The 25,024-nt window shown below is 62.8% G+C and carries 17 protein-coding genes and 2 pseudogenes; 9 read left to right on the forward strand and 10 right to left on the reverse strand.

Going from position 1 to position 25,024, the window contains the following annotated elements; all coding sequences use genetic code 11:
* Positions 1 to 128 precede the first annotated feature (128 nt).
* Both NKI46_RS03400 and NKI46_RS03405 read left to right on the forward strand, forming a co-directional pair.
* The gene (locus NKI46_RS03400) at positions 129 to 1,181 is read left to right on the forward strand and encodes a Bug family tripartite tricarboxylate transporter substrate binding protein (RefSeq protein ID WP_352744778.1); all 1,053 of its coding nucleotides are present in this window, start codon (positions 129 to 131) and stop codon (positions 1,179 to 1,181) included.
* Positions 1,181 to 3,139, forward strand: coding sequence for a tripartite tricarboxylate transporter permease (locus tag NKI46_RS03405; RefSeq protein WP_352653063.1), 1,959 nt, complete (start codon positions 1,181 to 1,183; stop codon positions 3,137 to 3,139). The genes NKI46_RS03400 and NKI46_RS03405 overlap by 1 nt, the downstream gene beginning before the upstream one ends.
* 8 nt (positions 3,140 to 3,147) lie before the next feature.
* On the opposite strand, the gene NKI46_RS03410 is transcribed toward NKI46_RS03405, so the two are convergent.
* The 6 genes and pseudogenes from NKI46_RS03410 to NKI46_RS03435 all read right to left on the reverse strand — a co-directional run bounded on the left by NKI46_RS03410 (position 3,148) and on the right by NKI46_RS03435 (position 11,567).
* The gene (locus tag NKI46_RS03410; RefSeq protein WP_198020726.1) at positions 3,148 to 4,089 is read right to left on the reverse strand and encodes a class I SAM-dependent methyltransferase; all 942 of its coding nucleotides are present in this window, start codon (positions 4,087 to 4,089) and stop codon (positions 3,148 to 3,150) included.
* A complete protein-coding gene (locus NKI46_RS03415) occupies positions 4,038 to 5,045 on the reverse strand; it encodes a hypothetical protein (protein WP_023695521.1) in 1,008 nt (335 codons plus the stop codon). Before NKI46_RS03415 ends, NKI46_RS03410 begins: the two co-directional genes overlap by 52 nt.
* Before the next feature lie 264 nt (positions 5,046 to 5,309).
* A pseudogene (locus tag NKI46_RS03420) lies at positions 5,310 to 5,623 on the reverse strand (DUF2934 domain-containing protein).
* A gap of 86 nt (positions 5,624 to 5,709) precedes the next feature.
* Positions 5,710 to 6,294: a BA14K family protein gene (locus tag NKI46_RS03425; protein WP_023738670.1), complete on the reverse strand. Its 585-nt coding sequence runs from the start codon at positions 6,292 to 6,294 to the stop codon at positions 5,710 to 5,712.
* Between the two features lie 190 nt (positions 6,295 to 6,484).
* On the reverse strand, positions 6,485 to 10,294 hold the full coding sequence (gene metH / locus NKI46_RS03430) for a methionine synthase (RefSeq protein WP_352744782.1): 3,810 nt from the start codon (positions 10,292 to 10,294) through the stop codon (positions 6,485 to 6,487).
* 151 nt (positions 10,295 to 10,445) lie between these two features.
* On the reverse strand, positions 10,446 to 11,567 hold the full coding sequence (locus NKI46_RS03435; RefSeq protein ID WP_352744785.1) for a KamA family radical SAM protein: 1,122 nt from the start codon (positions 11,565 to 11,567) through the stop codon (positions 10,446 to 10,448).
* A gap of 201 nt (positions 11,568 to 11,768) precedes the next feature.
* Here NKI46_RS03435 and NKI46_RS03440 point away from each other — a divergent pair, with 201 nt between their 5' ends.
* The 3 genes from NKI46_RS03440 (at position 11,769) to NKI46_RS03450 (ending at position 17,426) form a co-directional block, all read left to right on the forward strand.
* Complete coding sequence (locus tag NKI46_RS03440; RefSeq protein ID WP_352744788.1) at positions 11,769 to 13,415, forward strand: acyl-CoA synthetase; 1,647 nt, start codon at positions 11,769 to 11,771, stop codon at positions 13,413 to 13,415.
* 233 nt (positions 13,416 to 13,648) lie between these two features.
* Positions 13,649 to 14,542: a hypothetical protein gene (locus NKI46_RS03445; protein ID WP_352459589.1), complete on the forward strand. Its 894-nt coding sequence runs from the start codon at positions 13,649 to 13,651 to the stop codon at positions 14,540 to 14,542.
* Between the two features lie 262 nt (positions 14,543 to 14,804).
* Positions 14,805 to 17,426: a bifunctional diguanylate cyclase/phosphodiesterase gene (locus NKI46_RS03450; protein WP_352459590.1), complete on the forward strand. Its 2,622-nt coding sequence runs from the start codon at positions 14,805 to 14,807 to the stop codon at positions 17,424 to 17,426.
* A 45-nt stretch (positions 17,427 to 17,471) separates the two neighbouring features.
* Here the strand turns inward: NKI46_RS03450 and NKI46_RS03455 are convergent, their stop codons facing one another.
* From NKI46_RS03455 to NKI46_RS03470, 4 genes and pseudogenes are all read right to left on the reverse strand, one after another.
* Positions 17,472 to 19,094, reverse strand: a complete 1,623-nt coding sequence (locus NKI46_RS03455; RefSeq protein ID WP_352744791.1) for an ABC-F family ATP-binding cassette domain-containing protein — start codon at positions 19,092 to 19,094, stop codon at positions 17,472 to 17,474.
* Positions 19,095 to 19,472: 378 nt separating this feature from the next.
* Positions 19,473 to 20,215: pseudogene (locus NKI46_RS03460) on the reverse strand (2OG-Fe(II) oxygenase).
* Between the two features lie 118 nt (positions 20,216 to 20,333).
* Entirely contained in the window at positions 20,334 to 20,858 is a 525-nt protein-coding gene (locus NKI46_RS03465) for a carboxymuconolactone decarboxylase family protein (RefSeq protein ID WP_352459593.1), read from the reverse strand.
* A gap of 44 nt (positions 20,859 to 20,902) precedes the next feature.
* Positions 20,903 to 21,325, reverse strand: coding sequence for an OsmC family protein (locus NKI46_RS03470; RefSeq protein ID WP_352459594.1), 423 nt, complete (start codon positions 21,323 to 21,325; stop codon positions 20,903 to 20,905).
* 200 nt (positions 21,326 to 21,525) lie between these two features.
* On the opposite strand from NKI46_RS03470, the gene NKI46_RS03475 reads away from it, so the two are divergent.
* From NKI46_RS03475 to NKI46_RS03490, 4 genes are all read left to right on the forward strand, one after another.
* Positions 21,526 to 22,257 (forward strand): 3-keto-5-aminohexanoate cleavage protein, encoded by a 732-nt coding sequence (locus NKI46_RS03475; protein WP_352744794.1) that lies wholly within the window; start codon positions 21,526 to 21,528, stop codon positions 22,255 to 22,257.
* A gap of 102 nt (positions 22,258 to 22,359) precedes the next feature.
* Complete coding sequence (locus NKI46_RS03480) at positions 22,360 to 22,869, forward strand: Lrp/AsnC family transcriptional regulator (protein WP_023670324.1); 510 nt, start codon at positions 22,360 to 22,362, stop codon at positions 22,867 to 22,869.
* Positions 22,866 to 24,029: a saccharopine dehydrogenase family protein gene (locus NKI46_RS03485; protein WP_352744797.1), complete on the forward strand. Its 1,164-nt coding sequence runs from the start codon at positions 22,866 to 22,868 to the stop codon at positions 24,027 to 24,029. The genes NKI46_RS03480 and NKI46_RS03485 overlap by 4 nt, the downstream gene beginning before the upstream one ends.
* Before the next feature lie 108 nt (positions 24,030 to 24,137).
* Entirely contained in the window at positions 24,138 to 24,926 is a 789-nt protein-coding gene (locus NKI46_RS03490; RefSeq protein ID WP_023684789.1) for an ABC transporter substrate-binding protein, read from the forward strand.
* The last annotated feature ends 98 nt before the right edge of the window (positions 24,927 to 25,024 follow it).

Genomic DNA, 25,024 nt, shown 5'->3' on the forward strand with positions numbered 1-25,024 from the left:
GATCGGACGCCAATTGGCGACACAGACCGCGACATTCACGAAACTAAGCGCGATTGCTAAGGAACAACGCTGGCGTTGCAAGGGCTATCTAAAGTATCACCACTGGGTGAAATCTGGGGCTTGGCGAGATGAAGTTCTTTCGTGTGGCGTTGGCGGCAATCACCGCCGCGGCAATCTACCTGCCGTCCGCGGCAAGCGGCGGCGAGATCGCTTGCGCAACCACCTACGCCGGCCGGCGAATCACCCTCGTTGTCCCCAACGCTGCCGGCGGCGGCTATGATACCTATGCCCGTGCATTTGCGCCGGCCCTTGCCAGCACGACCGAGCTCGATGTCAGGGTCGTCAATATGCCTGCGGCAGGCGGATTTGCGGCGCTAAAGCGTGTAACCAATGCCCCGTCCGACGAACTGGTCCTTATGATTGAAAGCGTCTCAGACATAATTTCGCAAGGTGACATTCCGGCTGGCGTCGACAACTGGATGAATCGGCTAAATCCGATAGGACTGATTCACATCGATCCCGAAGCGTGGATCGTTCGGAACGATGTCGATTTGCAAAGCGCCAAACATCTGGTCGCGTCGGTTTCATCGCTTGAAGCCGGCATCCTGCCGATAGTGCTCACCGCGCACCTCCTCGATATCAAGGTCGACGTGGTCTCGGGCTATGAAGGCAGCGGCGCACTCATGTCCGCGCTCCTGCGTGGCGAAGGCGATATGACATCCAATTCATTGACGACAGGCTTGCGCTCGACCGCCGCAGGCGAAGCCAAAGTCGGTCTGGTTCTCACGGAGGGACCTGACCCGAACGCGCCAGGCGTGGCTTTCCTGGCGGGTGAAGGAGGGTTGGTGTGGCAGCGTAGCCAAGGCCTTTCCAAGGAGAAGCAGGAAGAACGATTGCGGTTGGCCATCGCCGTCGCGAAAGCTTCGGCGACAGCGCGGGGATTTTTTGCCCCTGCCGAGATGGAGCAGAAATCGCTAGGTTGTCTTCGTGACGCCGTCTCTGCCGCGGTCAAGAGCGATGGGTTCAAGGTGGCGCTTGAAGCTCAGAAACGTCCAATCGAGCCGCGCGACGCTGACCAGACCGTCATCGTGATCAACGATATGCTCAGTGCCTTCCATGAGGCGGAAGCGTATCTGAAAAAACACCCGGAACTCGAGCGGGATGCGCGAGCAACGCGCTGATGACCGGATATTGGGCTGCCCTCGGCACTGGACTGGGCAATGTATTCTCCTGGCCGAACATACTGATCCCGGTGCTTGGCACCTTGGTTGCCATGGCTACGTCCTTTCTTCCAGGGATTGGCGGCGCCAGCCTTGCAACCCTTCTGCTGGTCGCAACCGTGCATTGGGATCCGGTATCGGTGTTGTTGCTGTTTGGCGCCCTGACCGGCGGCGCGACCTTCATGGGATCTATAACGGCTATCCTCTTCAACATACCGGGCAACGCGCCAAGCGCGGCAACCCTGCTCGACGGCCATCCGATGTCCAGGGCCGGCCTGCCTCGCACCGCGATAGCCGCCGCGGCAACGGCCTCGGCCGTCGGATCGGTTTTTGGCGTCCTCGTCCTCATAGCGCTCATGCCGATCATTCGGCCGTTCATCCTGCAATTCGGACCGTTTGAATACGTGCTGCTCGGCGTGTGGGGCCTGTCGACGATCATTGCGGTTCCAAGCGCGTCCCGTCTGAAAGCGCTGGCGATGGCGCTGCTGGGGCTTTTGGTCGGTCTTGTCGGAACTGATCCGACCTATGGCCAACCACGCTGGACGTTTGGGAGCATCGCTCTCTTCGACGGCGTCGACATGGTCGCGCTGCTGCTTGGCTTTTTCACCGTTTCTGAAATCATCTCGTGGCGAAAAAGATTGCAGCTTGAAAAAGCGGCTGGCCTGGAAAACGCGAACGACTCGATCTGGACCGGTATGCTTGCTGTCTTTCGTCATTGGGGACTAACAATGCGATCGTCGGCCATCGGCGTGTTGGTCGGCATCATTCCAGGTGTTGGAGGAACGGTCGCCAGCTTCGTTGCCTACGGGCAGGCGATCCAGACAACCCCCAAGGACCAGCGCTCAAGGTTCGGATCTGGTGACATCAGGGGCATCATTGCGCCGGAAGCGGCCGTCGATTCGAAGGACGGAGGCTCGCTTCTGCCGACCGTTGCCTTCGGCCTTCCCGGCAGCGAGGGCGGCTTGATCCTGCTGACAGTCCTGACGGTACACGGCATCGTTCCGGGCATACCGATGCTGACGACCGGCTTGCCCCTGACGTTCACGTTGATTACCGCGCTGCTGCTGTCGAACCTGCTGACGTCCGCAGTGGGATTGGCGTTGACACCATATTTTGCGCGCCTGACTGCTCTCAGGATCGACCGCATCGCGCTCCCGATCATTGTCGTCAGCTTCGTGACGATCGTGCAGCTAAACGGGCTGCTGATCGATCTGTACGTAGCCGTCGCTTTCGGGCTGGCCGGCTACATGCTGAAGCGCCTCGCCTGGCCGCAAATTCCTTTTGTCATATCATTCGTCCTGGGCGGCTTCATCGAGCGAAACCTGGCGCTCAGTGTGGAGTTGGCCCGTGTCGGCAGGCTGAACCCTCTACAACGGCCGGCGTCGTTGACGATCATGGTCATAATCGCGCTTTCCCTCGCATGGATCGTGCGCGGTGGTGTTTTGCCGCCGCGACGTGTCAAGCCAAAGCGTGCCGATGCCGCAGTCGCATGGCTGTTGACCGGTGGATGCGCTGTGATGGCAGCGATATCGCTCCAAGGGCAGCCAGGCTATTCGATCTTCGCGCAGGCCGTGGCCTGGTGTTGTCTGTTTGCGATGCTCGCGGTCGCCCTTGTGCAAACGATCTCGCTTGTTGGCCACGAGAAACAGGGAGGCGGACGGACCCATACGATCCCGGAAAGCCATCGTGTGCCGTTGATGATGATGCTCCTGTTGCCGGCCGCTGTCTGGCTGGCGGGCCTCCCGGCGGCGCTATCCCTGTTTACCCTGATATGGATTGCAGCCGGTCAGAAGCTGACCTTGAAGTCGGCGGCACTGGCATCTTGCACCTCGGTTGCGGTCGCAGTGGCGACCTGGTTTTATCTAGATCGGATAGCGGCTATCGACCTTCCCGCTTCTGCGATGTCGCACTTGTTCTAGTGGTCGGGCTACATCCTGACGGCGACGATTTCGTATCTTGGAATTGTCTGGACGCTGTCGGCAGCGGCAAGCGGGGAAACGCTTTTCCCGGTATGATGCTGCTCCGAGCCGATAATCGTCAGGTTGGATTGCTTCAGCATATCCGCAAGGTCTGAATACGTAGTGCGATCTTCATGCAGCGGTTCATCCCAGAGCGCTTCGACGGCCGTCTTCAGCTCCGCCACGGCAGCGGCAGGAAAATGCGCCGCGACGGCGGCCTTCTCGATGGTCGAAAGCCTTCGGCCGATTTCAGCGCTGCCGCGAGGCCCCCTCGGCTGGTCTTTTTCCGATAGCAACCTCTGGGAGAGAAGCAGGCGTCCGCCAGGCTTGAGACTACGCGCCCAACTGTCGACCACCTGCTGGCGTGCGCTGCGGTCGAAGAAATTAAGAACGCTATGCGCGACAACTGCCTGCACCGGCGCACAGTCGCAACCGCGAATGTCGGCGCGGTGGGTCTCGAGCGCAAAACCGGCGGAGCGGGCAAACAGCCTGTTCTGTTCGACCGTCGTTTCACAGCGATCGATCAGCACAAGTTCGGGCTCGATGCCGACCGGCCTCGTTTGGCCCAGAACCATTGCCGCCAGGCCGGTGTCGGCCGCGCCCGACAGGAGAATGCGACAGCGTCCCTCCTGGGCCACGGCAGCCAGTTCACGCCCAAAGAACCCCCCGCCGGCCGGCTTGGCACCTTTCGATTCCAGCAGGCGGATCATGCTCCACGTGCGATGGTAGGGCATACACCCATGGCTCGGGTCACACAGCACCTCAGCCCAATCAAACGAAAAACGGGCAAGTTGCGTGAGTGGTTCGTCGGTGTAAATCGAGAGCCGTTGTCCTGCCGGTGGGCTTTCTCGCGGGCCGTTCATTGCGATTGCATCTTCCTTCGCCGGGCCATTCTTGTTCTCCAAAGCCATCTCACCGGCCATATCCAGCGGCCCGACTGAATGAATTGGTAAGATCCGGCTGAAGGCAGGAAGTCGATTCTCCCGGTGCCGGAACTGTCGATTGCCTCGAATGCAACTTTCAACGCCGCGATAATGTGGCCACGTCGTTCCTCACGGGCGGCTGCGCCACCTTTGAACTTCGGAAAAGTCGGATTGGGGTTGACCTCGAATATCACCAATGCGCCGTCTCGCAACGTGTAGTCCACGCGGCCGAACTGGATATGGCCCGTATTGCAGGCGCGAAGCAGGTCCTCAGCGTGCGGATTGTCCTTTACGAAGGCGAGTTCCTCGCGCACGAAATCCGGGTCGGTGCTGCTTGCCGATGACTTAACGTTCCAGTCGACGGACCTAAGTATGTGCTGGGACACAATCGCGTCCCCAATGCGGAATGCGCCATACTTTCGATAGTAGCCGTTCGAATCGCGATCGGCTTCAAAGGAGACGGCGATGCGCCGCTTCATCGGCTTGGCGTTGCCCTGGAGCACGGCGATCGCCTCTTCAAGTTGGCGTGGGTTTTCCAGAAGCTTGGTTTCCGGCCCCCAAAAGCCATCTTCCATCCGGATAAAAACAGGGTAACGGGTTGGTCGCTCATCCTGCTCCAGACGCGATACTTCGACCGGGTTGATTCCTCTAATACGAAGCCGGCGGAGCAGGGCGAACCGCTCCAGGACAGTCGCGGGATGGTTTAGAATTCGAGCATCAGGGTCGGCGCGCTTTGCGGCTTCAGCAATATCCGCCGCCGCCATCATTTCCATGCCATTCAGATACTCAAAATCAGTAAAAACCAAGGTACCCGCGGGAAAGTTTAGTCGGCGGAAGACTGACTGATAGGTTTCCATGCGCAAAAGCGGCAACAAGTGCCCTGCCGACGAAATCAGCCGCCGCATCGGCGTCTGATTCAACTCGTGCACCAACACTGTGATCATCGTTGCTCGCCACCCCGTCTCGACGTCGTATAGAGAAAGTGGCGAGAGTGTCTACAGGCACGCTGGTGCCGCGAAGTGGTTGGCACTTCGTATCGCGGCATCTGGGCTGCTTCGCCGGCATCGGCACCGTCCGCTTACGGATGTTGCTATGGCCAGCACGGATCAATTTAGGCGCAAAGCTGTCAGAGAATGACGGCCCCTGTCGCGACTGCCAAAGTGATAAGTGTCAACAAGACACTCTGAAAGATCGTCCTAGGCCTCTGATCATGCCTTTGCCCGCCTCTTTCCCTCGCTCCCCCTCGCCGCCTGCTCAACCGCCGCCCTGTCCGTGCCCAGTCTGTCGATCAACTCCTGCGCCTCGTCGCCCGATATGCCGGTGCGCACGGCGAGTTCCTCGACGGCACGTCGGTGCTGGCGATCTCGCGCGGCAGGGCGTCGTCTGCGGTCAGCGGCAGGGCTGCTTCGCGGTCGATTTCGGCCTCGGCCCGGTGCCAGTGATGCTCGGGGTCGCCAGTGCCTTCGCGCTCCCAGATCTGATAGGCGCGCTGCTGTATCTTGTGATGCCGGTCGTCTTCCATGGTGGTTCCTCCCCTGGGCTTTGAGGACGATCCGAACGATCCCAGAAATCGCGCGGTCGCAATCGTTGCGGCGCCCTTCGCGCTGGCTATTCGCATTGCCGTCTCGGCCCGCCGGAATATGGCTGGTAGCTGTTGTCTTCCGGACGGTAGGAGCGATAGCGGCTGAAGCAGGATTCGACATGGTCGCCGCCGGCGGCCGCGTAGGCGCCCGCGCCCTCGACGTAGCTTGCCTCTCGCGGCGCGACGCGGTCGGCGGCGAGATAGGGCGATACGCAGGTGCGCTGCTGTCCGCTATAGGACATGTAGCTGTTGTCGTCGGGATCGTAGGAGCGGTATCGGCTGGCGCACCAGGCGAGATGCGGCGGCGGCAGTTCGGTCCGCGCGATGGCGCCGGTGACTGTGGGATCGGGCTGCTGCCTGGCCGGGTCCTGGGCTGGCTCCTTGGCGGCGATGTCGGCAGGCGCGGACTGCTCGGGCGGCACACGTTCGAAGTCCTGCGCCGTCTTGTCCACCGGCCGCGCTTTCCGGGTCCACAGTTCCGCCACGCTGACGGTGGGCCTTGCCTCCCGCACAGGCTTGGCGGCAAGCAGCCAGGCTGCGAAAACCAGCCCGCTGCCGAACACCGCAAGGGTCAGCACGAAGCCGCCGACCAGTCCCAAAATCGCTTTCACTCGACACTCCTTGTGTCCCTGCCAATAAAATGCGGGACATCACGGCTTGTTCCAGAAAAGCAGGCGCGAGGGACCTAAGTCTGACCGACCGACAACCGGCAGCTCGCCGAGAACCGGGTGCGGCGCGATTTTTTTCGACGGTGAAAAATCAAGGGAGCGGTCGAGCAGCCATTGGGCCACGTCGCAGCCGCTATTCCGCCGCCTCGGCATAGTGCTGAGGGACATAGTTGAGGATCGGGCCGAGCCAGCGCTCGACATCGGCCAGCGGCATGGCTTTGCGGCGGGCATAGTCCTCGACCTGGTCGCGCTCGACCTTGGCGACGCCGAAATAATAGCTTTCGGGATGGGCGAGATAGATGCCGGAGACCGAGGAGCCCGGCCACATCGCATAGCTCTCGGTCAGGCTGACGCCGACATTGCGCTCGCCGTCGAGCAGCCGGAACAAGGTCGCCTTCTCGGTATGATCGGGCTGCGCGGGATAGCCGGGCGCCGGGCGGATGCCGCGATAGGGCTCGCCGACCAGTTCGTCGGGCGCCAGCGTCTCGTCTGATGCATAGCCCCAGAATTCCTTGCGCACCTTCTCGTGCATGCGCTCGGCGAACGCTTCGGCGAAACGATCGGCCAGCGCCTTGACCATGATCGAGGAATAATCGTCATTGGCGCGCTCGAAGCGCTCTGATATCGCCACCTCCTCGATCCCCGCGGTGACGATGAAGCCGCCGATATAGTCCGGCTTGCCGCTGTCGGCCGGCGCGACGAAATCCGACAGCGCGACATTGGCCTTGCCGTCGCGCTTGGTCAGTTGCTGGCGCAGCGTGAAGAAGGTTGCCAGTTCCTGCGAGCGTGCCTCATCCGTGAACAGCCTGATGTCGTCGCCGACGGCGTTCGCCGGCCAGAAGCCGATGACGGCGCGCGGCGCGAACCATTTTTCCGCGATGATCTTTTTCAGCATCGCCTGCGCATCCTCGAACAGCTGGCGCGCCGCCGGTCCCTGCTTCTCGTCATCGAGGATCTTGGGATAGCGCCCCTTCAGCTCCCAGGTCTGGAAGAACGGCGTCCAGTCGATGTAGCGCGAGAGCTCAGTCAGGTCCCAGTTCTCGAACACTTTCACGCCGGTGAAGGACGGCTTCGGCGGTTCATAGGCGGACCAGTCCACCCTGTGCGCATTGGCCCTGGCCTTTGCCAGCGGCAGCCGCTGCTTGTCGGCCTCGGAGCGGGCATGCGCGTCGGCGACCTTTTTGTACTCGGCCCGCACTGTGTCGACGTAGCCGCCCTTGGTCTCCTTCGACAGCAAGGACGAGACGACGCCGACCGCCCGGCTGGCGTCGTTGACATAGACCGTCTGTCCTTTGGAATAGCGCGGGTGGATCTTCACCGCCGTGTGCACGCGGCTGGTGGTGGCGCCGCCGATCAGCAGCGGAATGTCGAAGCCTTCACGCTCCATCTCGGCGGCCATGTGCACCATCTCGTCCAGCGACGGGGTGATCAGGCCGGACAGGCCGATGATGTCGACATTTTGCTCACGCGCCGTCTGCAGGATCTTTGCCGCCGGCACCATGACGCCGAGATCGATGATCTCGTAATTGTTGCAGGCCAGAACGACGCCGACGATGTTCTTGCCGATGTCGTGGACATCGCCCTTCACCGTCGCCATCAGGATTTTTCCCGCTGTCTGGCGCTCGCCATTGTCGATGCCGTTGGCGGCGTTGGCCAGCTTTTCGGCCTCCATGTGCGGCAACAATCCGGCCACCGCCTGCTTCATCACGCGCGCCGACTTCACCACTTGCGGCAGGAACATCTTTCCAGCGCCGAACAGATCGCCGACGACATTCATGCCGGCCATCAGCGGGCCTTCGATGACATGCAGAGGCCGCTCGGCCGCATGCCGCGCCTCTTCGGTGTCGGCGTCGATGAATTCGGTGATGCCGTTGACCAGCGCATGCGAAATGCGCTGCTCGACCGTCCAGTCGCGCCAGGCGAGATCGCGCTCCCTGGCTTCCTTGCCGGCCGTGCCCTTGAAGCGTTCGGCGATCTCCAGCATGCGCTCGGTGGCGGTGCCGCCGGCCTTGGGCATGCGGTTGAGCACGACATCCTCGCACGCCTCGCGCAGCCCCGGCTCGATCGTGTCGTAGACGGCGAGCTGGCCGGCATTGACGATGCCCATATCCATGCCGCGCTGGATGGCATGGTAGAGGAACACCGCGTGCATGGCCTCGCGCACCGGCTCGTTGCCGCGGAACGAGAAGGACAGGTTCGAGACGCCGCCCGAGATATGGACATGCGGCAGCGTGGCGGTGATCTCGCCGGTGGCCTCGATGAAGTCGACGCCGTAATTGTCGTGCTCCTCGATGCCGGTGGCGACCGCGAAGACATTGGGGTCGAAGACGATGTCCTCGGGCGGGAAACCGGCCTGTTCGGTGAGCAGCTTGTAGGCGCGGGTGCAGATCTCGACCTTGCGCGCCCTGGTGTCGGCCTGACCGGCCTCGTCGAAGGCCATGACGACCACGGCCGCGCCATAGGCGCGCACCAGCTTCGCGTGATGCAGAAAGGCTTCCTCGCCTTCCTTCATCGAGATGGAGTTGACCAGCGGCTTGCCCTGCACGCATTTCAGCCCGGCCTCGATGATCTCCCATTTCGAGGAGTCCACCATCACCGGGACCCGCGCGATGTCAGGCTCGGCGGCGATCAGGTTTAGATACTCGACCATCGCCTTCTTCGAATCGATCAGGCCTTCATCCATGTTGATGTCGATGATCTGTGCGCCATTGGCGACCTGGTCGCGCGCCACGTCGAGCGCCGGAACATAGTCGCCCGCCGTGATCAGCTTTCGGAACTTGGCCGAGCCGGTGACGTTGGTGCGCTCGCCGACATTGACGAAGGGAATCTCATCGGTCAGCGTGAACGGCTCCAGCCCGGACAGGCGCATCTTGCGCTCGATCTCGGGGATGGCGCGCGGCGGATACTTCTTGACAGCCTCGGCGATGGCGCGGATGTGGTCCGGCGTCGAGCCACAGCAGCCGCCGACGACGTTGACGAGCCCTTCCCGCGCAAAATCCTCGATCTGCGCGGCCATGAAGTCCGGGCTCTCGTCATAGCGGCCGAATTCATTGGGCAGGCCGGCATTCGGATAGGCGCAGACGAAGGTGTCGGCGGCGCCTGAAATTTCGGCCAGATGCGCGCGCATCGCATTGGCGCCGAGCGCGCAGTTGAGGCCGATGGTGAAGGGGCTCGCATGGCGCACCGAATGCCAGAAGGCGGTCGGCGTCTGGCCCGACAGCGTGCGGCCGGAGAGATCGGTGATGGTGCCCGAAATCATCACCGGCAGGCGCACGCCCTTTTCGAGGAAAATCTCGTTGCAGGCAAAGATCGCCGCCTTGGCGTTCAGCGTGTCGAAGATGGTCTCGATGAGAATGATGTCGGCGCCACCGTCGACCAGGCCGCGCAGCTGCTCGCCATAGGCCAGGCGCAATTCATCGAAGGTCACCGCGCGGTAGCCGGGATTGTTGACGTCGGGGGACATCGAGGCGGTGCGGTTGGTCGGCCCGAGCGCGCCGGCGACGAAGCGCCGCTTGCCGTCCTCCTGCTGTGCCCTCGCCGCTGCCCGACGCACCAGTCGCGCGCCGTCCCGGTTCAGCGCGTAGACGGCATCCTCCATGCCGTAATCGGCCTGGGCGATCGAGGTCGAGGAGAAGGTGTTGGTCTCGAGGATATCGGCGCCAGCGATGGCGTATTGATAATGGATCTCCTCGATCGCCTTCGGCTGCGTCAGGATCAAGAGGTCGTTGTTGCCTTGCTGGTGGCAGGCGCAGCCGGCGAATGCCTCGCCGCGAAAATGCTCCTCGTCGAAACCGAGACCCTGGATCTGCGTGCCCATGGCGCCGTCGAGGATGAGGATGCGCTCGCGTGCCGCCGCGGTGAGCGCCGCAAGCACTTCCGAACCGTCGGGCTTGGCCGCGACGGGGCCGAACAAAACGTCCAGCGATGCAGAATTCTGCGACATTTTTTATCCTTGAGGCGACAACCATCACATAAGGATATCTATATGTCAACATATGGAATGCAGGCGAACGCGTCGTGGCGAGAGTTTGGTGCGATCGGTCATCCCGATCGACAATGTGACGGCGGCGGTCATCGTCGCCGCTGCGCCGTGCCTACACCACCACGTCCCGATATACCCTCACCTCGCCATCCTGGCCGCGGATGCGCCAATCCTGCCCGTCCCGTCCCTCGACATGGCATGGCCCGAGCGGCACCTTGCCGCCGCCATCCGGCAGGTCCAGCACATAGACCGGATTGCAGATGCCCGACAGGCGGGCGCGCAGCGCGCCGGCCAGCGCCTGTCCCTGCGCAATCGTGGTGCGCCTGTGCGCCATGCCGCGCGCGAGGTCGCCATGGTGCAGGTAATAGGGTTTGACGCCGAGCCGGTACATCAGTTCGCGGCAGAGTTCCTCCAGCACCTCGACCGTGTCGTTGACGCCCTTGAGCAGGACACTCTGGTTGAGCAGCACGAAGCCTGCCTGGCGCATGACGCGGCAGGCCAATTCGGTGGCCGGCGTGATCTCCCGCGCATGGTTGAAATGGGTGACGATTGTGACCATCAGCCGGCCCTGCAACGCGCCAACCAGCCCCGGCGTGATGCGCGCGGGCAGTACGACAGGCACGCGCGTGTGGATTCGCAGCAGCCTGACATGCGCGATCGCCTCGATGCGGGCGCGGATTTCGGCCAGCGCCTTGTCCGGCAGCGACAGCGGATCGCCGCCGGTCAGGATCACTTCGCGGATTTCGGTATGGCCCTCGATATAGGCAAAAGCCTCTTCGAGCGCTTCTCGCGTATAGCCGCGGCCGATCGAGGTCAGGGATTCCTTGCGGAAGCAGAAGCGGCAATAGACCGCGCATTGGTAGGTCGCAAACAACAGCACGCGGTCGGCGTGGCGGTGCGTCAGTCGCGGCACCGGACTGAAGGCATGGTCGGCGATCGGATCGTCGAGCTCGCCTTCCGTTTCCGTCAGCTCATCCGGCGATGGAATGACCTGGGCGCGGATCGGATCGGCGGGATCGTTCCAGTCGATCAGGTCGAGATAGGTTTTGGGGGCACGCACCTTGTGGCGTACGGCCGCCTCCTGCGCCGCCGCGCGCTCGGCGGGTGACAGCGGCAGGGAGGCGAGATCGCGGACGTGGCGCACGCCCGCGCGGATGTCGTTTTGCCAGGCGGGGTCGGCGTCGCGTCCTTCGTCGGCTGTGGCCGCGTCATCGAAAGTTGAGTCTGGGGTCATTGGGGCCTCGGGGCAATTCTGGCGGTGCTATCGGCCGGATGGATGGTTCGGTCAACAGCAGTGGCTCGGCGCGGATTGTCGCTGCGCTGCGGTCCTTCGCATCCCCCGACTATCGCCGTAATCGACCAGCGCAGCAATTTCAGGCAATCTGACCGATAAGGCGCTCCAAGGGGAGATGGGCGCCGCCTAGGGAGGACCGCGATGAGCAAAATGCCGCGCTATGAGGATGCCGTTCAGCGCTTTCGCATCGAAGATGAGATCGCGCGGTTGTATGGCAACCCTGGAACCGGCATCAATGCCTATGTCGAATGCTGCGGCCGCTACACCGGAGAAGACCGGCTGGCGCTGCGCGCGATCTCGGCCGGCGGCGAGCTTCGCGAATTCAGCTTCGACGATCTCGCCGACATGTCCGGGCGCGCCGCCAATGTGCTCAAGGCCGCCGGCGTCGGTGCCGGCGATGTCGTCGCCGGCATGCTGCCGCGCGTCCCCAAACTGGTGGCGCTGATCCTCGGGACGTGGCGCATCGGCGCGGTCTACCAGCCGCTGTTCACCGCCTTCGGTCCGAAAGCCATCGAGCACCGCCTCGGCTATAGCGGCGCCAGGATCGTGGTGACCAACCCGGCCAATCGCGGCAAGCTCGACGAGGTCGAGACATCAGCGCAAATCGCCACCATTCTTGGCAATGGCGATGTGCTACCTGCAGGCGACATCGATTTCCGCGCCGCGCTTGCCGCCGCCTCGCCCGAGTGCCAGCCGGTGATGCGCAAGGGCGACGATTTGTTCATGATGATGTCGACGTCGGGAACGACCGGCCTGCCCAAGGGCGTCCCGGTGCCGCTCCGCGCCCTGCTCGCCTTCGGCGCCTATATGCGTGGCGCGATCGGCTTGCTGCCCGACGACATCTTCTGGAATATCGCCGATCCCGGCTGGGCCTACGGCCTCTATTACGCCATCACCGGCCCGTTGCAGCTCGGCATCGCCACGACCTTCCATGAAGGCGCCTTCAACGCCAAGAGCACTTACGACATCATCGAGCGGCTCGGCGTCACCAGCCTTGCCGGCTCGCCGACCGCCTATCGCCTGCTGATGGCGGAAGGCGCGGAAGCTGCGGCCCGTGTCAAAGGCAGACTGCGCGTGGTGAGCAGCGCCGGCGAGCCGCTCAACCCGGAAGTCATCCGCTGGTTCGACGCAAATCTCGCCGCGCCCATTCACGACCATTACGGCCAGACCGAGAACGGCATGATGGTCAACAACCATCATGGGCTCTCGCATGTCGTGCGCGCGGGCTCGGCCGGCTTCGCCATGCCCGGATATCGCATGGTGGTACTGGACGAGGCCGGCAACGAGCTCGGCCCCAACCAGCCCGGCATCCTCGCCGTCGACATCGCGAAGTCGCCGCTGCGCTGGTTCGACGGCTATCACCAAGCCGAGACGCCGGCGATCAGGGGCGGCTACTACCGCACGGGCGACACGGTGGAGTACGAGCCGGACGGTTCGGTCTCCTTCATCGGCCGCGCCGACGATGTCATCACTTCGGCCGGCTATCGCATCGGCCCGTTCGACGTCGAAAGCGCGCTGATCGAGCATCCGGCGGTCAACGAGGCGGCCGTGGTCGGCGTACCCGATCCGCAGCGCACAGAGATCGTCAAGGCCTTCGTCGTGCTGGTGCCGGCTTACAAGGGCAACCCCGACCTCGCCGAAGAGCTTGCCCAGCACGTGAAGAAACGGCTCTCCGCGCACGCCTACCCGCGCGAGGTCGAGTTCATCACGGAACTGCCGAAGACCCCAAGCGGCAAGATCCAGCGCTTCCTGCTGAGGAAGGCGGAGGTGGAGAAGCGCAAAGGGTGATGTAGGCGCCAATCTCCCCCCTTGAGGGGAGATGTCGCCGAACGCGACAGAGGGTCGTTGCGCGTTAAGCGCTAACGTGGTCTCGCGCGGCAAAAGAGTCGGCGCTTCAAGCGCAACGACGCCTCTGGCCTGCCGGCCATCTCCTCCCTCAAGGGGGCAGCTCCAACGCCGTCTTTTTTCAGCCCAATGTTGTCATGTATCCTTGGAATCGAACGTAGAGCAGGGTTTATATCATGCGGTGGGTCTGGACGTTTCTGTTTGCACTGGTGAGCAGCGTGGCTTTCGCGGCCTCGCCGGAGGACGACTATGTGGCCGCGCGTGACAAGGCGATTGCTGATATCGCGGCGCTGAACAGCGCGAACGCGGCAATCGAGACCATCGACGCTGAGAACGAGAAGGCCTTGGCCGACCTCCAGCAGCGTCTTGCCGGCATTATCGGGCCGCTGGCGGTCAAGGACTTTCCGCCAACCGGCACAATCAATATCGAAAGCCTCAGCGATTCCGATATCGGCTATGGCATGCTCGATGGGCTGCGATACACCAAGGACGACGACGGGCCTAGCCTGGTGGCAACGACGCGAGGGCTGCTGGAGCGCTGGCTCCAGTCCAGAACCGCCGAGACCGACGAGAGTTTCAAACTGCCCGCTGGCATCGATGAGGCGCTTAAGCTGGATGCCTTCTATACCCAGGCGATCAACAGCGACGCCGCCTTCGAGGGAACGCTCGACTTTCCATTGAAGAAGCCCGAGGGCGCCGACATCGCCTTCGCACGGCTCGGCGGCTGGACGCAGGACGTCGGGCCGATCTATGAGCAGGAAGTCATCGTTACGCTCGTCAAAGGCAACAGCGTGAGAATTATCGCAGCGCCGGCAGCCCCTGCAGTTCCGAAGATCACCGCTTGCGACGCCGTGTGGGCTGCTGCGGACGCCGCCGCGCAGAAATTCCAGGAGGCCTACCAGGCGTCGGATCTGAAGGACGAAAAAGCGTTCGATTCCTCCAACGCCGCCTGGGACAAGGGCGACAGCGACTACCGGGCCTGCATGGCGCAGCGCCTGCCGGCTGACACGGCTTTCCCGGCGCTGCTCGCCCAGGCGCAGGCGCTGGCCGATCAAATGGCTGGGAAGTAAGCCTCCCGCAAGGGCCCGCGCGGCAAGATCAGGCGGCTTGTTGCAATCTGAGACGAATATGACTTCGCCGCTGGGTTGCAGAACTCTGCAACCTGGCGTCCTACTTTCGGACACTCATTCAGATTTCGGCTGGACCCTGGCAACCAAAAGCTTACCGTTTGTTCTCGGAGTCGTCTCGAAGCTCAAATTTAAGCTTTAGCTACTATGGTCGACCGAAGGACTACTGTCCTGGAAAGGTCTTCGGATCGAGTTGGCAGGTGCAATGCTCAATTCCGGCCGGTTGAAACGGGCCGTTTTTTCTTCCGCCAACTTGCCGGCGGCGATTGCCTTTGTCGTGCTTCTCGTCTGCGCCCTGGTTGCCGACCAGAGGAACAGAGAGGTCTCCGATCAGCTGGCGCGCGCCGACGTCCTGGCCAAGGTCAACATCATACGTGCCAAGCTCGAAGGCAACATAAGCGGCAATCTCCAGCTGGTTCAGGGTCTCGTTTCGACAATCGTTACCGAGCCCTATATGGGCCAGCAAAGATTTGCGGCACTCGCCCGTAATTTGTTCGAGCAAAAATCGCAGTTGCGCGATATTGCCGGTGCGCCCGACCTCGTCATCGCGCTGATATATCCGCTGGAAGGCAATGAAAAAGCCATCGGGCTGGACTACCGCAAGAGCGATACGCAACGCATGGCCGCGCTTCGCGCCCGTGACCAGCGCGCGCTGGTGCTCGCCGGGCCGGTCAAACTGGCGCAAGGCGGACGTGGCTTCATCGGCCGTATCCCGGTTTTCGTGCCGACGGCGGGTGGCGGCGACCGTTTCTGGGGTATCGTCTCGGCCGTGATCGATGTCGATCGGCTCTACGCTGCCAGCGGACTGACCGACCCTGATCTGGATATCGATGTGGCGCTTATCGGCAAGGATGCGCTCGGCGGCGGCGGGGAACTGTTCTTTGGCGGCGATAATGTCGTGTCCGGCAATCCGGTGATGGCAGAGGTGCAATTGCCTTCAGGCTCCTGGCAAATTTCAGCCATACCGAAGGGCGGTTGGCCGACCGCTCCGAAAAATGAGTGGCTGTTGCGTCTGCTCATGGCGCTTGCCGGCGCGCTGGTGGTGCTGCCGATCCTCGTGGCAGGACGTCTTTTCGGTGAGCGGCAGAAAAGTGACGCCGAGTTGAGGCGCCTGTCCCGGCGGCTGGAGTTGGCGTTGGAAGCCTCTGCTATAGGCGTGTGGGAGCACGATACCGTCAGCAACCAACTCGTATGGGACGACCGCATCAACGAAATCTATGGCAAACCCGGCGGCGGCAAGACCCGTAGCTATGACGACTGGGCGCTGGCGATCCATCCCCAAGACTTCGAACGGGCTAAAGCAGATTTCGATTCGGCTGTTGCAACACAAGGACCCTACTCTTCGCAATATCGGCTCCTGCGGCCGGACGGCACCATTCGCCATGTGCGCACCCGCGCCAGTTTCTTCCGGGACATCGACGGCACGCCAAAAATGATCGGCGCCGAATGGGATGTGACAGGCGACGTGCTGCTCAACGAGAATCTCGTGCGTGAACGTCGCCTTTCAGAATCGAAAAATGCCGAACTGAACCTGGCCAAAGCCCGCATCGAGCATGTCGCGATGCATGATTCGCTGACCGGTCTGCCCAACCGTCGGTATCTGGACGAGATGCTTGCCGAAAACCGCGAAGCCGACGGCCGTGCGGCGTTGCTGCATCTCGACCTTGACCGGTTCAAGCAGATCAACGACACGCTCGGCCATGCAGCGGGCGATGCATTGCTGGTGCATGCTTCGAAAGTCATCAAGGCCAGCGTCGGCAGTGCCGATTTCGTTGCGCGCATCGGCGGCGACGAGTTTGTCGTGCTGAGCCATGGACGCGACGACAAGGACCTCGCCGCGCTGGCCGACCACATTATCGATGCGATGCGCCAGCCGGTCGACTATCTGGGTCACCAGTGCCGGTTCGGCGTCAGCATCGGCATTGCGGCCAATAGCGGCGTCGATGCCAAGCAGTTGCTTGTCAATGCCGATCTGGCGCTGTACCGGGCGAAAGGCCGCGGCCGCAACCGCTACGAGTTTTTCAACGAAGAGCTGCAGAGCGAGATCGTGCGGACCAAGCAAACCGCCGACGAGATTCTGGGCGGGCTCGAGCGGAACGAATTCATCGTCTACTATCAGCCGCAGTTCGACGCCAAGACGCTGGAGATCGTCGGCGTCGAGGCGCTGTCGCGTTGGGATCATCCGCAACGCGGCATGCTGACCCCCGACGCCTACATCAAGGTGGCTGAAGAACTTAATGTCGTGGCGCTTATCGACCGCACCGTCCTGGAGCAGGCGCTCGATAATTTTGAGCGTTGGTCGCGCAGCCACCTCAACATCCCGCGCGTCTCGGTCAACGTTTCCGCACGGCGCCTGGAAGACAGGGACCTGATCAAGGGTTTGCGCAAGCTTCCGATCAAGGAAGGGACCGTGTCGTTCGAACTGGTGGAGTCGATTTTCCTCGACGAAAACGACGAGCTGGTCAGCTGGAACATCGAACACATCAAGGGGCTCGGCATCGACGTCGAGATCGACGATTTCGGCACCGGGCATGCCTCGATCGTCTCGCTGTTGAAGTTGCGGCCCCGTCGCCTCAAGATCGACCGCCAGCTGGTCACCCCCATCACCAGCTCAACCGCACAGCGGCAGCTTGTGTCGTCCATCATCGACATCGGCAAGTCGCTCGGGATCGAAGTGATCGCCGAGGGCGTCGAGACGATGGAGCACGCGCGCATCCTGAAAGAGCTTGGCTGCGACATCCTGCAAGGCTTCCTGTTCGGCTACCCGATGGATGCCAAAGCCTTCAAGGCCTTCGCGCAGTCGCGCAAATGGCTGGCGGCGAGCTGACAAATCCTGGCTTTGCTGGACGCAAATGCGGACGCAGAACCTGCGTCAGGTCCGCAGCCCCGGCGCCTCGTGCCCGGTCCTCTCCACATATTCGGTATAGCCGCCGCCATAGGTGTGGATGCCTTCTGGCGTCAGTTCCAGCACGCGGTTGGAGAGTGCGGCCAGGAAATGGCGGTCGTGCGAGACGAACAGCATGGTGCCTTCGTATTGCGACAGCGCCGTGATCAGCATCTCCTTTGTGGCGATGTCCAAATGGTTGGTCGGCTCGTCCAGCACCAGCAGGTTGGGCGGGTCGAACAGCATCAGCGCCATTACCAGGCGCGCCTTTTCGCCGCCCGACAGCACCCGGCATTTCTTCTCGATCTCGTCGCCGGAAAAGCCGAAGCAGCCGGCGAGTGCCCTGAGCGGCGCCTGGCCGGCTTGCGGAAACGCGTCCTCCAGCGTCTGGAACACGGTGCGTTCGCCCTCCAACACCTCCATGGCGTGCTGGGCGAAATAGCCCATTTTCACACTCGGCCCCCGAGCAACTGTGCCGGCATCCGGGTCAGACGCGCCGGCCACCAGCTTCAGCAGTGTCGACTTGCCGGCGCCGTTGACGCCCATGATGCACCAGCGCTCGCGGCGGCGGACCTGGAAGTCCAGCCCCTCATAGATCGAGCGGCTGCCATAGCCCTTGTGGACGTTCTTCAGCGTCACGACATCCTCGCCGCAGCGCGGCGCCGGCTGAAAATCGAAATTCACGATCTGACGGCGCTTGGGCGGCTCGACACGATCGATCTTGTCGAGCTTCTTCACCCGGCTCTGCACCTGGGCGGCGTGTGACGCCCGCGCCTTGAAGCGCTCGATGAAAGCGATCTCCTTGGCCAGCATGGCCTGCTGGCGCTCGAACTGCGCCTGCTGCTGCTTGTCGGCGATCGCCCGCTGCTGCTGGTAGAATTCGTAATTGCCGGAATAGGCGGTGAGCGAACCGGCGTCGATCTCGACCACCTTGTTGACGATGCGGTTCATGAACTCGCGGTCGTGCGAGGTCATCAGCAGCGCGCCCTCATAACTCTTCAGGAACTGCTCCAGCCAGATCAGGCTTTCGAGATCGAGATGGTTGGACGGCTCGTCGAGCAGCATGACGTCGGGCCGCATCAACAGGATGCGGGCCAGCGCCACGCGCATCTTCCAGCCGCCGGACAGTTTGCCGACATCGCCGTCCATCATTTCCTGGGAAAAGCCGAGGCCGTCGAGCACTTCGCGGGCGCGGCCATCGAGCGCATAGCCGTCGAGCTCCTCGAAACGATGCTGCGCCTCGCCGTACTTCTCGATGATCTCCTCCATCCGGTCGGCCTGTTCGGGGTCGGCCATGGCCGCCTCGAGTTCGGCCATTTCGGCCGCCACGTCGCTGACCGGCCCGGCGCCGTTCATCACCTCGGCCACAGCACTGCGGCCGGCCATGTCGCCGACATCCTGGCTGAAATAGCCGATGGTGACGCCGCGATCGACCTGCACCTGGCCTTCGTCGGGCTGTTCCTGGCCGGTGATCATGCGAAACAGCGTCGTCTTGCCGGCGCCGTTCGGCCCGACAAGGCCGACCTTCTCGCCCTTCTGTAGCGAGGCCGAGGCCTCGATGAAGACAAGCTGGCGGCCGTTCTGCTTGCTGATGCTTTCAAAACGGATCATGCGACTGGAAGAACCTTGGAGGATTTTCCCCGGCCCTTACGCGATCGGCCGCGCCAGAGGAAGCGCCCATTTGACGCCGCGCGCAAAAGCCGCTGCGGTCCGCACCTCCAGAATGCAAAACAGCCCGCCGCGCGATTTTGCGCAACGGGCTGTTTTTGAACCAGCTTCTGTACTCAGTTCGGTGCGGGCACTTCCGCTTCTATTGACGGCACCTGCTGGGCGGCGAGCGAGGCGAGCTTGCCCCGTCTGACGAGTGTCGGCTTCTCATAGGATCGTTTCATAAATTCCCCTCTCTTACACAAGCGGAGACTGTTCCGCCGAACTCGCCATGTCAATAAGCAGCGGTAGTGAGGTGCTTTGGCTGTGTCCGACGAATTGTCACTTCGCGTCGTGGAAAATGATCCCCACTGTATGCCGCCTGCCGGAGCGCAGGCGGCTGACGCCGTGCCTGAGGTTGACGCGGTAATGGCCTTTCGTGCCTTGCACCGGGCGGTTGTGGACAGCAAAGATCACCGCATCGCCCCGGGTCAGCGGCACCACTTCGGCACGGCTTTGCATGCGCGGGCGCTGTTCGGTCAGGACGAATTCGCCGCCGGTGAAATCCTCGCCGGGCTGCGACAACAGGATCGCCACCTGCAGGGGAAAAGCGAGATCGCCGTAGAGGTCCTGATGGAGGCAGTTGAAGTCGCCGGGGCCATATTGCAGGAGAAGCGGCGTCGGCCGCGTTTGGCCGCTTTCGTGGCAAAGCTGGAGGAAGGCGGCGTGGTCATCGGGATAGCGCCGTGCCGCGCCCATGCGTTCGTTCCAGTCGTTGGCGACGCAGGCGAGCCTGGGATAGAGCGCGGTGCGCAGGCCACCGACCAGATCCGGCAGCGGATAGCGGAAATAGCGGTACTCGCCTTGCCGAAGCCATGGCGGGCCATCACCACATGGCTGCGGAAATGGTCCTCATGCGGATAGAGACCGGCGATCTCGGTGCACTCCTCGGGTGAAAGCAGCGCCGGCATGACGGTGCTGCCGTGGCTGTTCAGTTCGCCGATCAGAGCACTCCAGTCCTGCGCTGCGACGCGCGCTTCGGCCGAATGGGCTGCGCGTTTGGTGCTTATCGAATGGATGGTCATCGATGCCTCCTTTGATATGATCAAAGTGGGGCGAACGGCGGGCGTGAACCACCCGATTCCTGCGGAGGTGAAGCGCGATCTTCCCCTTTGCCCCCTGTGGGAGAAGGGAAAACGCGCTTCACCGCTTGCGATACACCTCCAGCTCCGGGTCGAGATCAACGCGCACCGCATTCGTGAACAAGCAGGTCGCCACCATGATGCCGGCGAAGGCGACGAGGTTGACCAGCAGTGTGTCGTCGTAGCGAGCCTTGAGTGCCGCCCAGACATCGTCGGGAACGGCGTTGGTATCGGCAGCGACTGCCTTGCCGAATTCGATCAGCAAAGCTTCTTCAGCGCTGGGCTCGATCGCCTCGGGATCAAGACCGCTGTCGATCAGCGCGCGGCGGAAGAAGGTGAGCGGAATCTCGGCGCGGCATCTCTCGGAGAGCGCCAGCGACAACAGCCAGATGGCGCGGTCGTCGAGCGTGGGCTTCAAGAGATCGCGCAGGGTGAACCATTCGGCATAGATGCGGTGGGCTGCCGGTGAATGCAGCAGGATGCGCTTCATGTTGGTCATGCGCCCGCGCAGGCCAAGTTCCCTGTCGTGCTCGGCGCGGATGTCTTGCGATGCCGAGGCGTAGTCGATCGGCGGGATCATGGCCATGGGACGGTCCTTGGTTGGTGGTAGCGAGGCATTCTGCGACACCCTCACCCAAGCGTCGTATGCAATTGCGGCGCGGCGCGCAGCGTGTTGGACACCGTGCAGATCGCTTCGGCGTCCTCGACGATCCGCTGCTTGGTCGCAGCGTCGAGATCGCCTGAGATGTCGAGCCTGATGTTGAGCCTTTCGACGCGCGACGGTTCGTCCTTCGCCTTCTCGCCGCTGACCTCGGCGCGTACTTCGCCAAGCTCGGCGGCGACGCCGAGGCGTGAGGCGGCGATGCGCGCGCTCAGCACCATGCAGGAGGCGAGCGAGGCGTAGAGCAGGTCGAGCGGATTGAAGCCCGGCGCGCTCACGCCGGTGACGACATCGACCGCGCCGCCGGTCGGCGTCGTGACAGCCGGCAAGCCGCCTGGCTGCAGCGTCGCCGTCGCGCCGGTGACGCGGGTTCTGACCTTCAACTCAGCCATCGCAAATCCTTCTGGCCGGCAGTCCGGCAAAGGGGTAAGGATCGCCCGTGGCGTGTCCTGTCCCGCTATATGGTATGTCCTGGGCCGATGCCGCAAGCTCCGCAGAAGCGGCACCCTGTCAGCAGTCTTCACCGCGCCCGTTTCCTCTCCACCCTGCTCTTTGCTAGGCTCGCGCGATCCGCAACAGGAGCGCGAGAGCCATGATCGTCCAGGCCTGCATCAATGGCGCGCGCGCCGCCGATTTTCACCCCACCCTGCCGCTCGACCCCGATACCATGGCGCGCGACGGGGCGGCTTCGATTGCCGTGGGCGCAGCTGAGCTGCATGTCCATGCCCGCGGCGCGGACCGCCGCGAGAGCCTTGCGCCGGAAGCGATGGACCCGACGATCGCAGCGCTGCGCCGCGCCTGCCCCGGCACGCTGATCGGCGTCTCCACCGGCGCCTGGATCGAGAATGACGATACAAGCACGCTGGTCGCCATCGCCGGCTGGCGCGAATTGCCGGACTATGCCTCGGTCAATCTCAGCGAGGCGGCGGCTCCGATCCTCATGGAGAGCCTGCGCCAGCGCGGCATCGGCATCGAGGCGGGTCTGGCGTCGGTCGCCGACGCCGAGCGGCTGGTCGGCCTCGACCATGGCGGGCGCGTGCTGCGCGTGCTGATCGAGATTTCCGAGCAGACGCTAGACGAGGCTTTTGCGGTCGCCGGCGGCATCGAACAGGTCCTGGAGCGCGCCGGCATTCGCCGTGCCATCCTGCTGCATGGCGAGAACGCGACGGTGTGGCCGTTCGTGCGCCGTGCGGCGGATCGCAACTGGTCGACGCGCGTCGGGCTGGAGGATGGGAAGCATCTGCCGGATGGCACGGTTGCGGCCGGCAATGCCGCGCTGACTGCGGCAGCGGTGGCGATCTTCCAGTCCATTCGATCAGCGTAGCAACAAACTCACCTCTTGCTGTTATTATAAAAATCTCGTAGGCTATTTTCATATCAGGAAGAAATTCCACCACATTTTTCTCCTTTATGAAAGCCTTGCCTTTTGCGTGAGCATCTCGATCAAACCGATCGACGGCTGGTAAAGCTGTTGTCGCAGGATGCCCAGCCCGGCATCAACCGGCTCGCCGAGACGATGGCGATCTCGGTGCCGACGGTGCGCTCAAGGTTGCGCAATCTGCTCGACCGCAACCTCTTGAAGATCGTCGGGCTGCTCAATCTGACCGAACGCCCCGAGTTGATCTCGGCCATTGTCGGCATCAACGCTCAGGGACGTGGCCGCGCCCGGGAACTGGCGCAGCGCATTGCCGAACTGCCTTTCGTCAACTCGGCCTCGGTGGTTACCGGGCGCTTCGACATCATCGTCGACGTGACCGTCGCCGGCGATGTCGCCGACCTCTACCGCATCACCAGCGAGCTGATTCCGGGCGCCGGCATTCCCGGGGAAGTCGTGCGCAGCGAAACCTTCGTCGTCATGGCTTCATGCAACAAATGGGTCAGCCTTCCCGAAGGCTGCTGGTCGGAAGAAACACCGTCACGCAAGGAGCCGGCATGAGAATAGCTGTTCTCGGCGGCCTCGGCCTGCAGGGACGGGCGGCCATCGCCGATCTCGTCGCCAGCGCCGGCGTCGAGGAAGTCGTCTGCGTCGATACGTCGGCCGACGGCCCTGCCCGGCTTGCCGGGCTGACCGACCTTTCCCGCGTGCGTTTCGTCATGCCCGAGGGCGCGATCGGTCCGGCGCTTGCCACCGTGCTGGCGGATGTCGACGCCGCCATCGATCTGTTGCCGCAGCCATTGATGCGCGAGGCGGTGCAGGCCGCGATCGCAACGCGCACGCCGCTGGTCACTACCAATTACGGCAAGGCGATTGCCGATCTGGCGCCGGAGGCTGAACAGGCCGGCGTTTCGATCATGACCGAATGTGGGCTCGATCCCGGCATCGACCTCGTGCTCTATGCGCGCGCCGCAAAGCAGTTCTCTACGATCTCCTCGATCGATTCCTATTGCGGCGGCATCCCCGAACCGAAGGCGATGGCGAAGCCGCTTTGCTACAAGGTAAGCTGGAATTTCGACATGGTTCTGGTCAGCCAGAACCGCGACAGCGTGATGATCGAGCATGGCAAGCGCGTCGAAGTGCCGGCCGGCCGACAGCACGACAATGCCTTCATCCACGAGATCGAGGTCGCGGGCCTCGGCCGGCTGGAAGCTTTCCCCAATGGCGACGCTCTGCACTATGTCGAGATGCTGGCAGCCGCCAAGGGATTGCAACGCTCGGGCCGCTATACGCTGCGCTGGCCGGGATGGTCGGCGTTCTGGGCGCCGCTGAAGGAACTCGGCTTCCTCTCCGAAGACAAGGTGCCCGGCACCGGCGCCAGCCCACGCGAATTTCTCGGCCGTCTGCTCGGCCCGCAACTGCAATATGGCGCCGACGAGAAGGACCTTTGCGTGATGCGCAATGTCTTTTCCGGTCTCGAAGGCGGCCGCGCCAAAACGGTGACGTCGGACCTGATCATCGAACGCGACCTGGCATCAGGCCTGTTCGGCATGAGCCTTGGCGTCGGCTATCCCGCCAGCATCGTGGCGCAGATGCTGGCGCGGCGCGAGATCGCCACACCAGGGCTTTTGAACCCGCTGCTGCATGTGCCGGACGGGCCGTTCTTCGACGAGCTGGCCAAGCGTGGCATCAAGGTTGCCGAGACGGTGGCCTGGGACTGAGGATTTTCGAACGGTGGCTGCCGCCGGCAAACGGTGCCGCCGCTCAAAAAACACCCAAAAGGGTGGAATAACAAAGTGGAACAACAACGATAACAGGAGGAATGCCAAATGAAGATTGCCAAGCTTTTCATCGCCGGACTTGCGCTTGCGGGCCTGACCGCTGCTGCCAGTGCCGGAACGCTCGACGAGATCACCAAGCGCGGCGAACTGCGCGTCGCGGTACAAACGCAAGGACCTCCCTTCTCGCTGGTCGGCGCGGCCGGCGAGCGCACCGGCAGTTCGGTCGAACTCGCCGAACTGATGGCCAAGGAAATGGGCGTCAAGATCACCTTCCTCGACTATGATTGGGACGGGCTGATCCCGGCGCTGCTTTCGGGCAAGGCCGACCTGCTCGTCGCCGACATGACGCCGACGCTGGCGCGCGGCATGAAGGTCGCCTTCACCACACCTTACATGTATACGGGCAGCACCGTCTTCACCAAGGCCGACAGCAAGTTCAAGACAACCGAGGACTGCAAGGCCAAGGGCACCAAGATCGCCGTGCTGTTGGGCGCCACCGGCGAAAAGGAAGCCAAGAACGCCTTCCCGGATGCCGACATCAAGAGCTACAAGGGCGGCGGCCCGCTGCTGCTCGACGCGGTCAACAACGGCCAAGCCGATTGCGGCGTCAACGACGTCTCGGCGGTCAAGGGTCAGTCGACAGCCTATCCCGCCGGCACCTTCACCATCATGCCGGACCTGTTGTCGAAGGAGCCGCTTGCCTTCGCCACCCGCTACGACGAGCCGGACCTGTTGATCTGGATGAACCTGTTCCTCAACCAGGTCAGCATCGACGGCCGCCTGCAGAAGAACCTCGACTACTGGGTCAATTCCGACGCCTGGAAGAAGGATCACTAAGCAGAGGTAAGCAGGGAGTAGTGAGTAGGAAGTAGTGAATGGTGAATGGTGAATGGCCATTCCGGACGCCCTTCACTGCTCACCACTCACTACTCACT

Source organism: Mesorhizobium sp. M0615 (assembly GCF_040320805.1).
Taxonomy (GTDB): Bacteria; Pseudomonadota; Alphaproteobacteria; order Rhizobiales; family Rhizobiaceae; genus Mesorhizobium.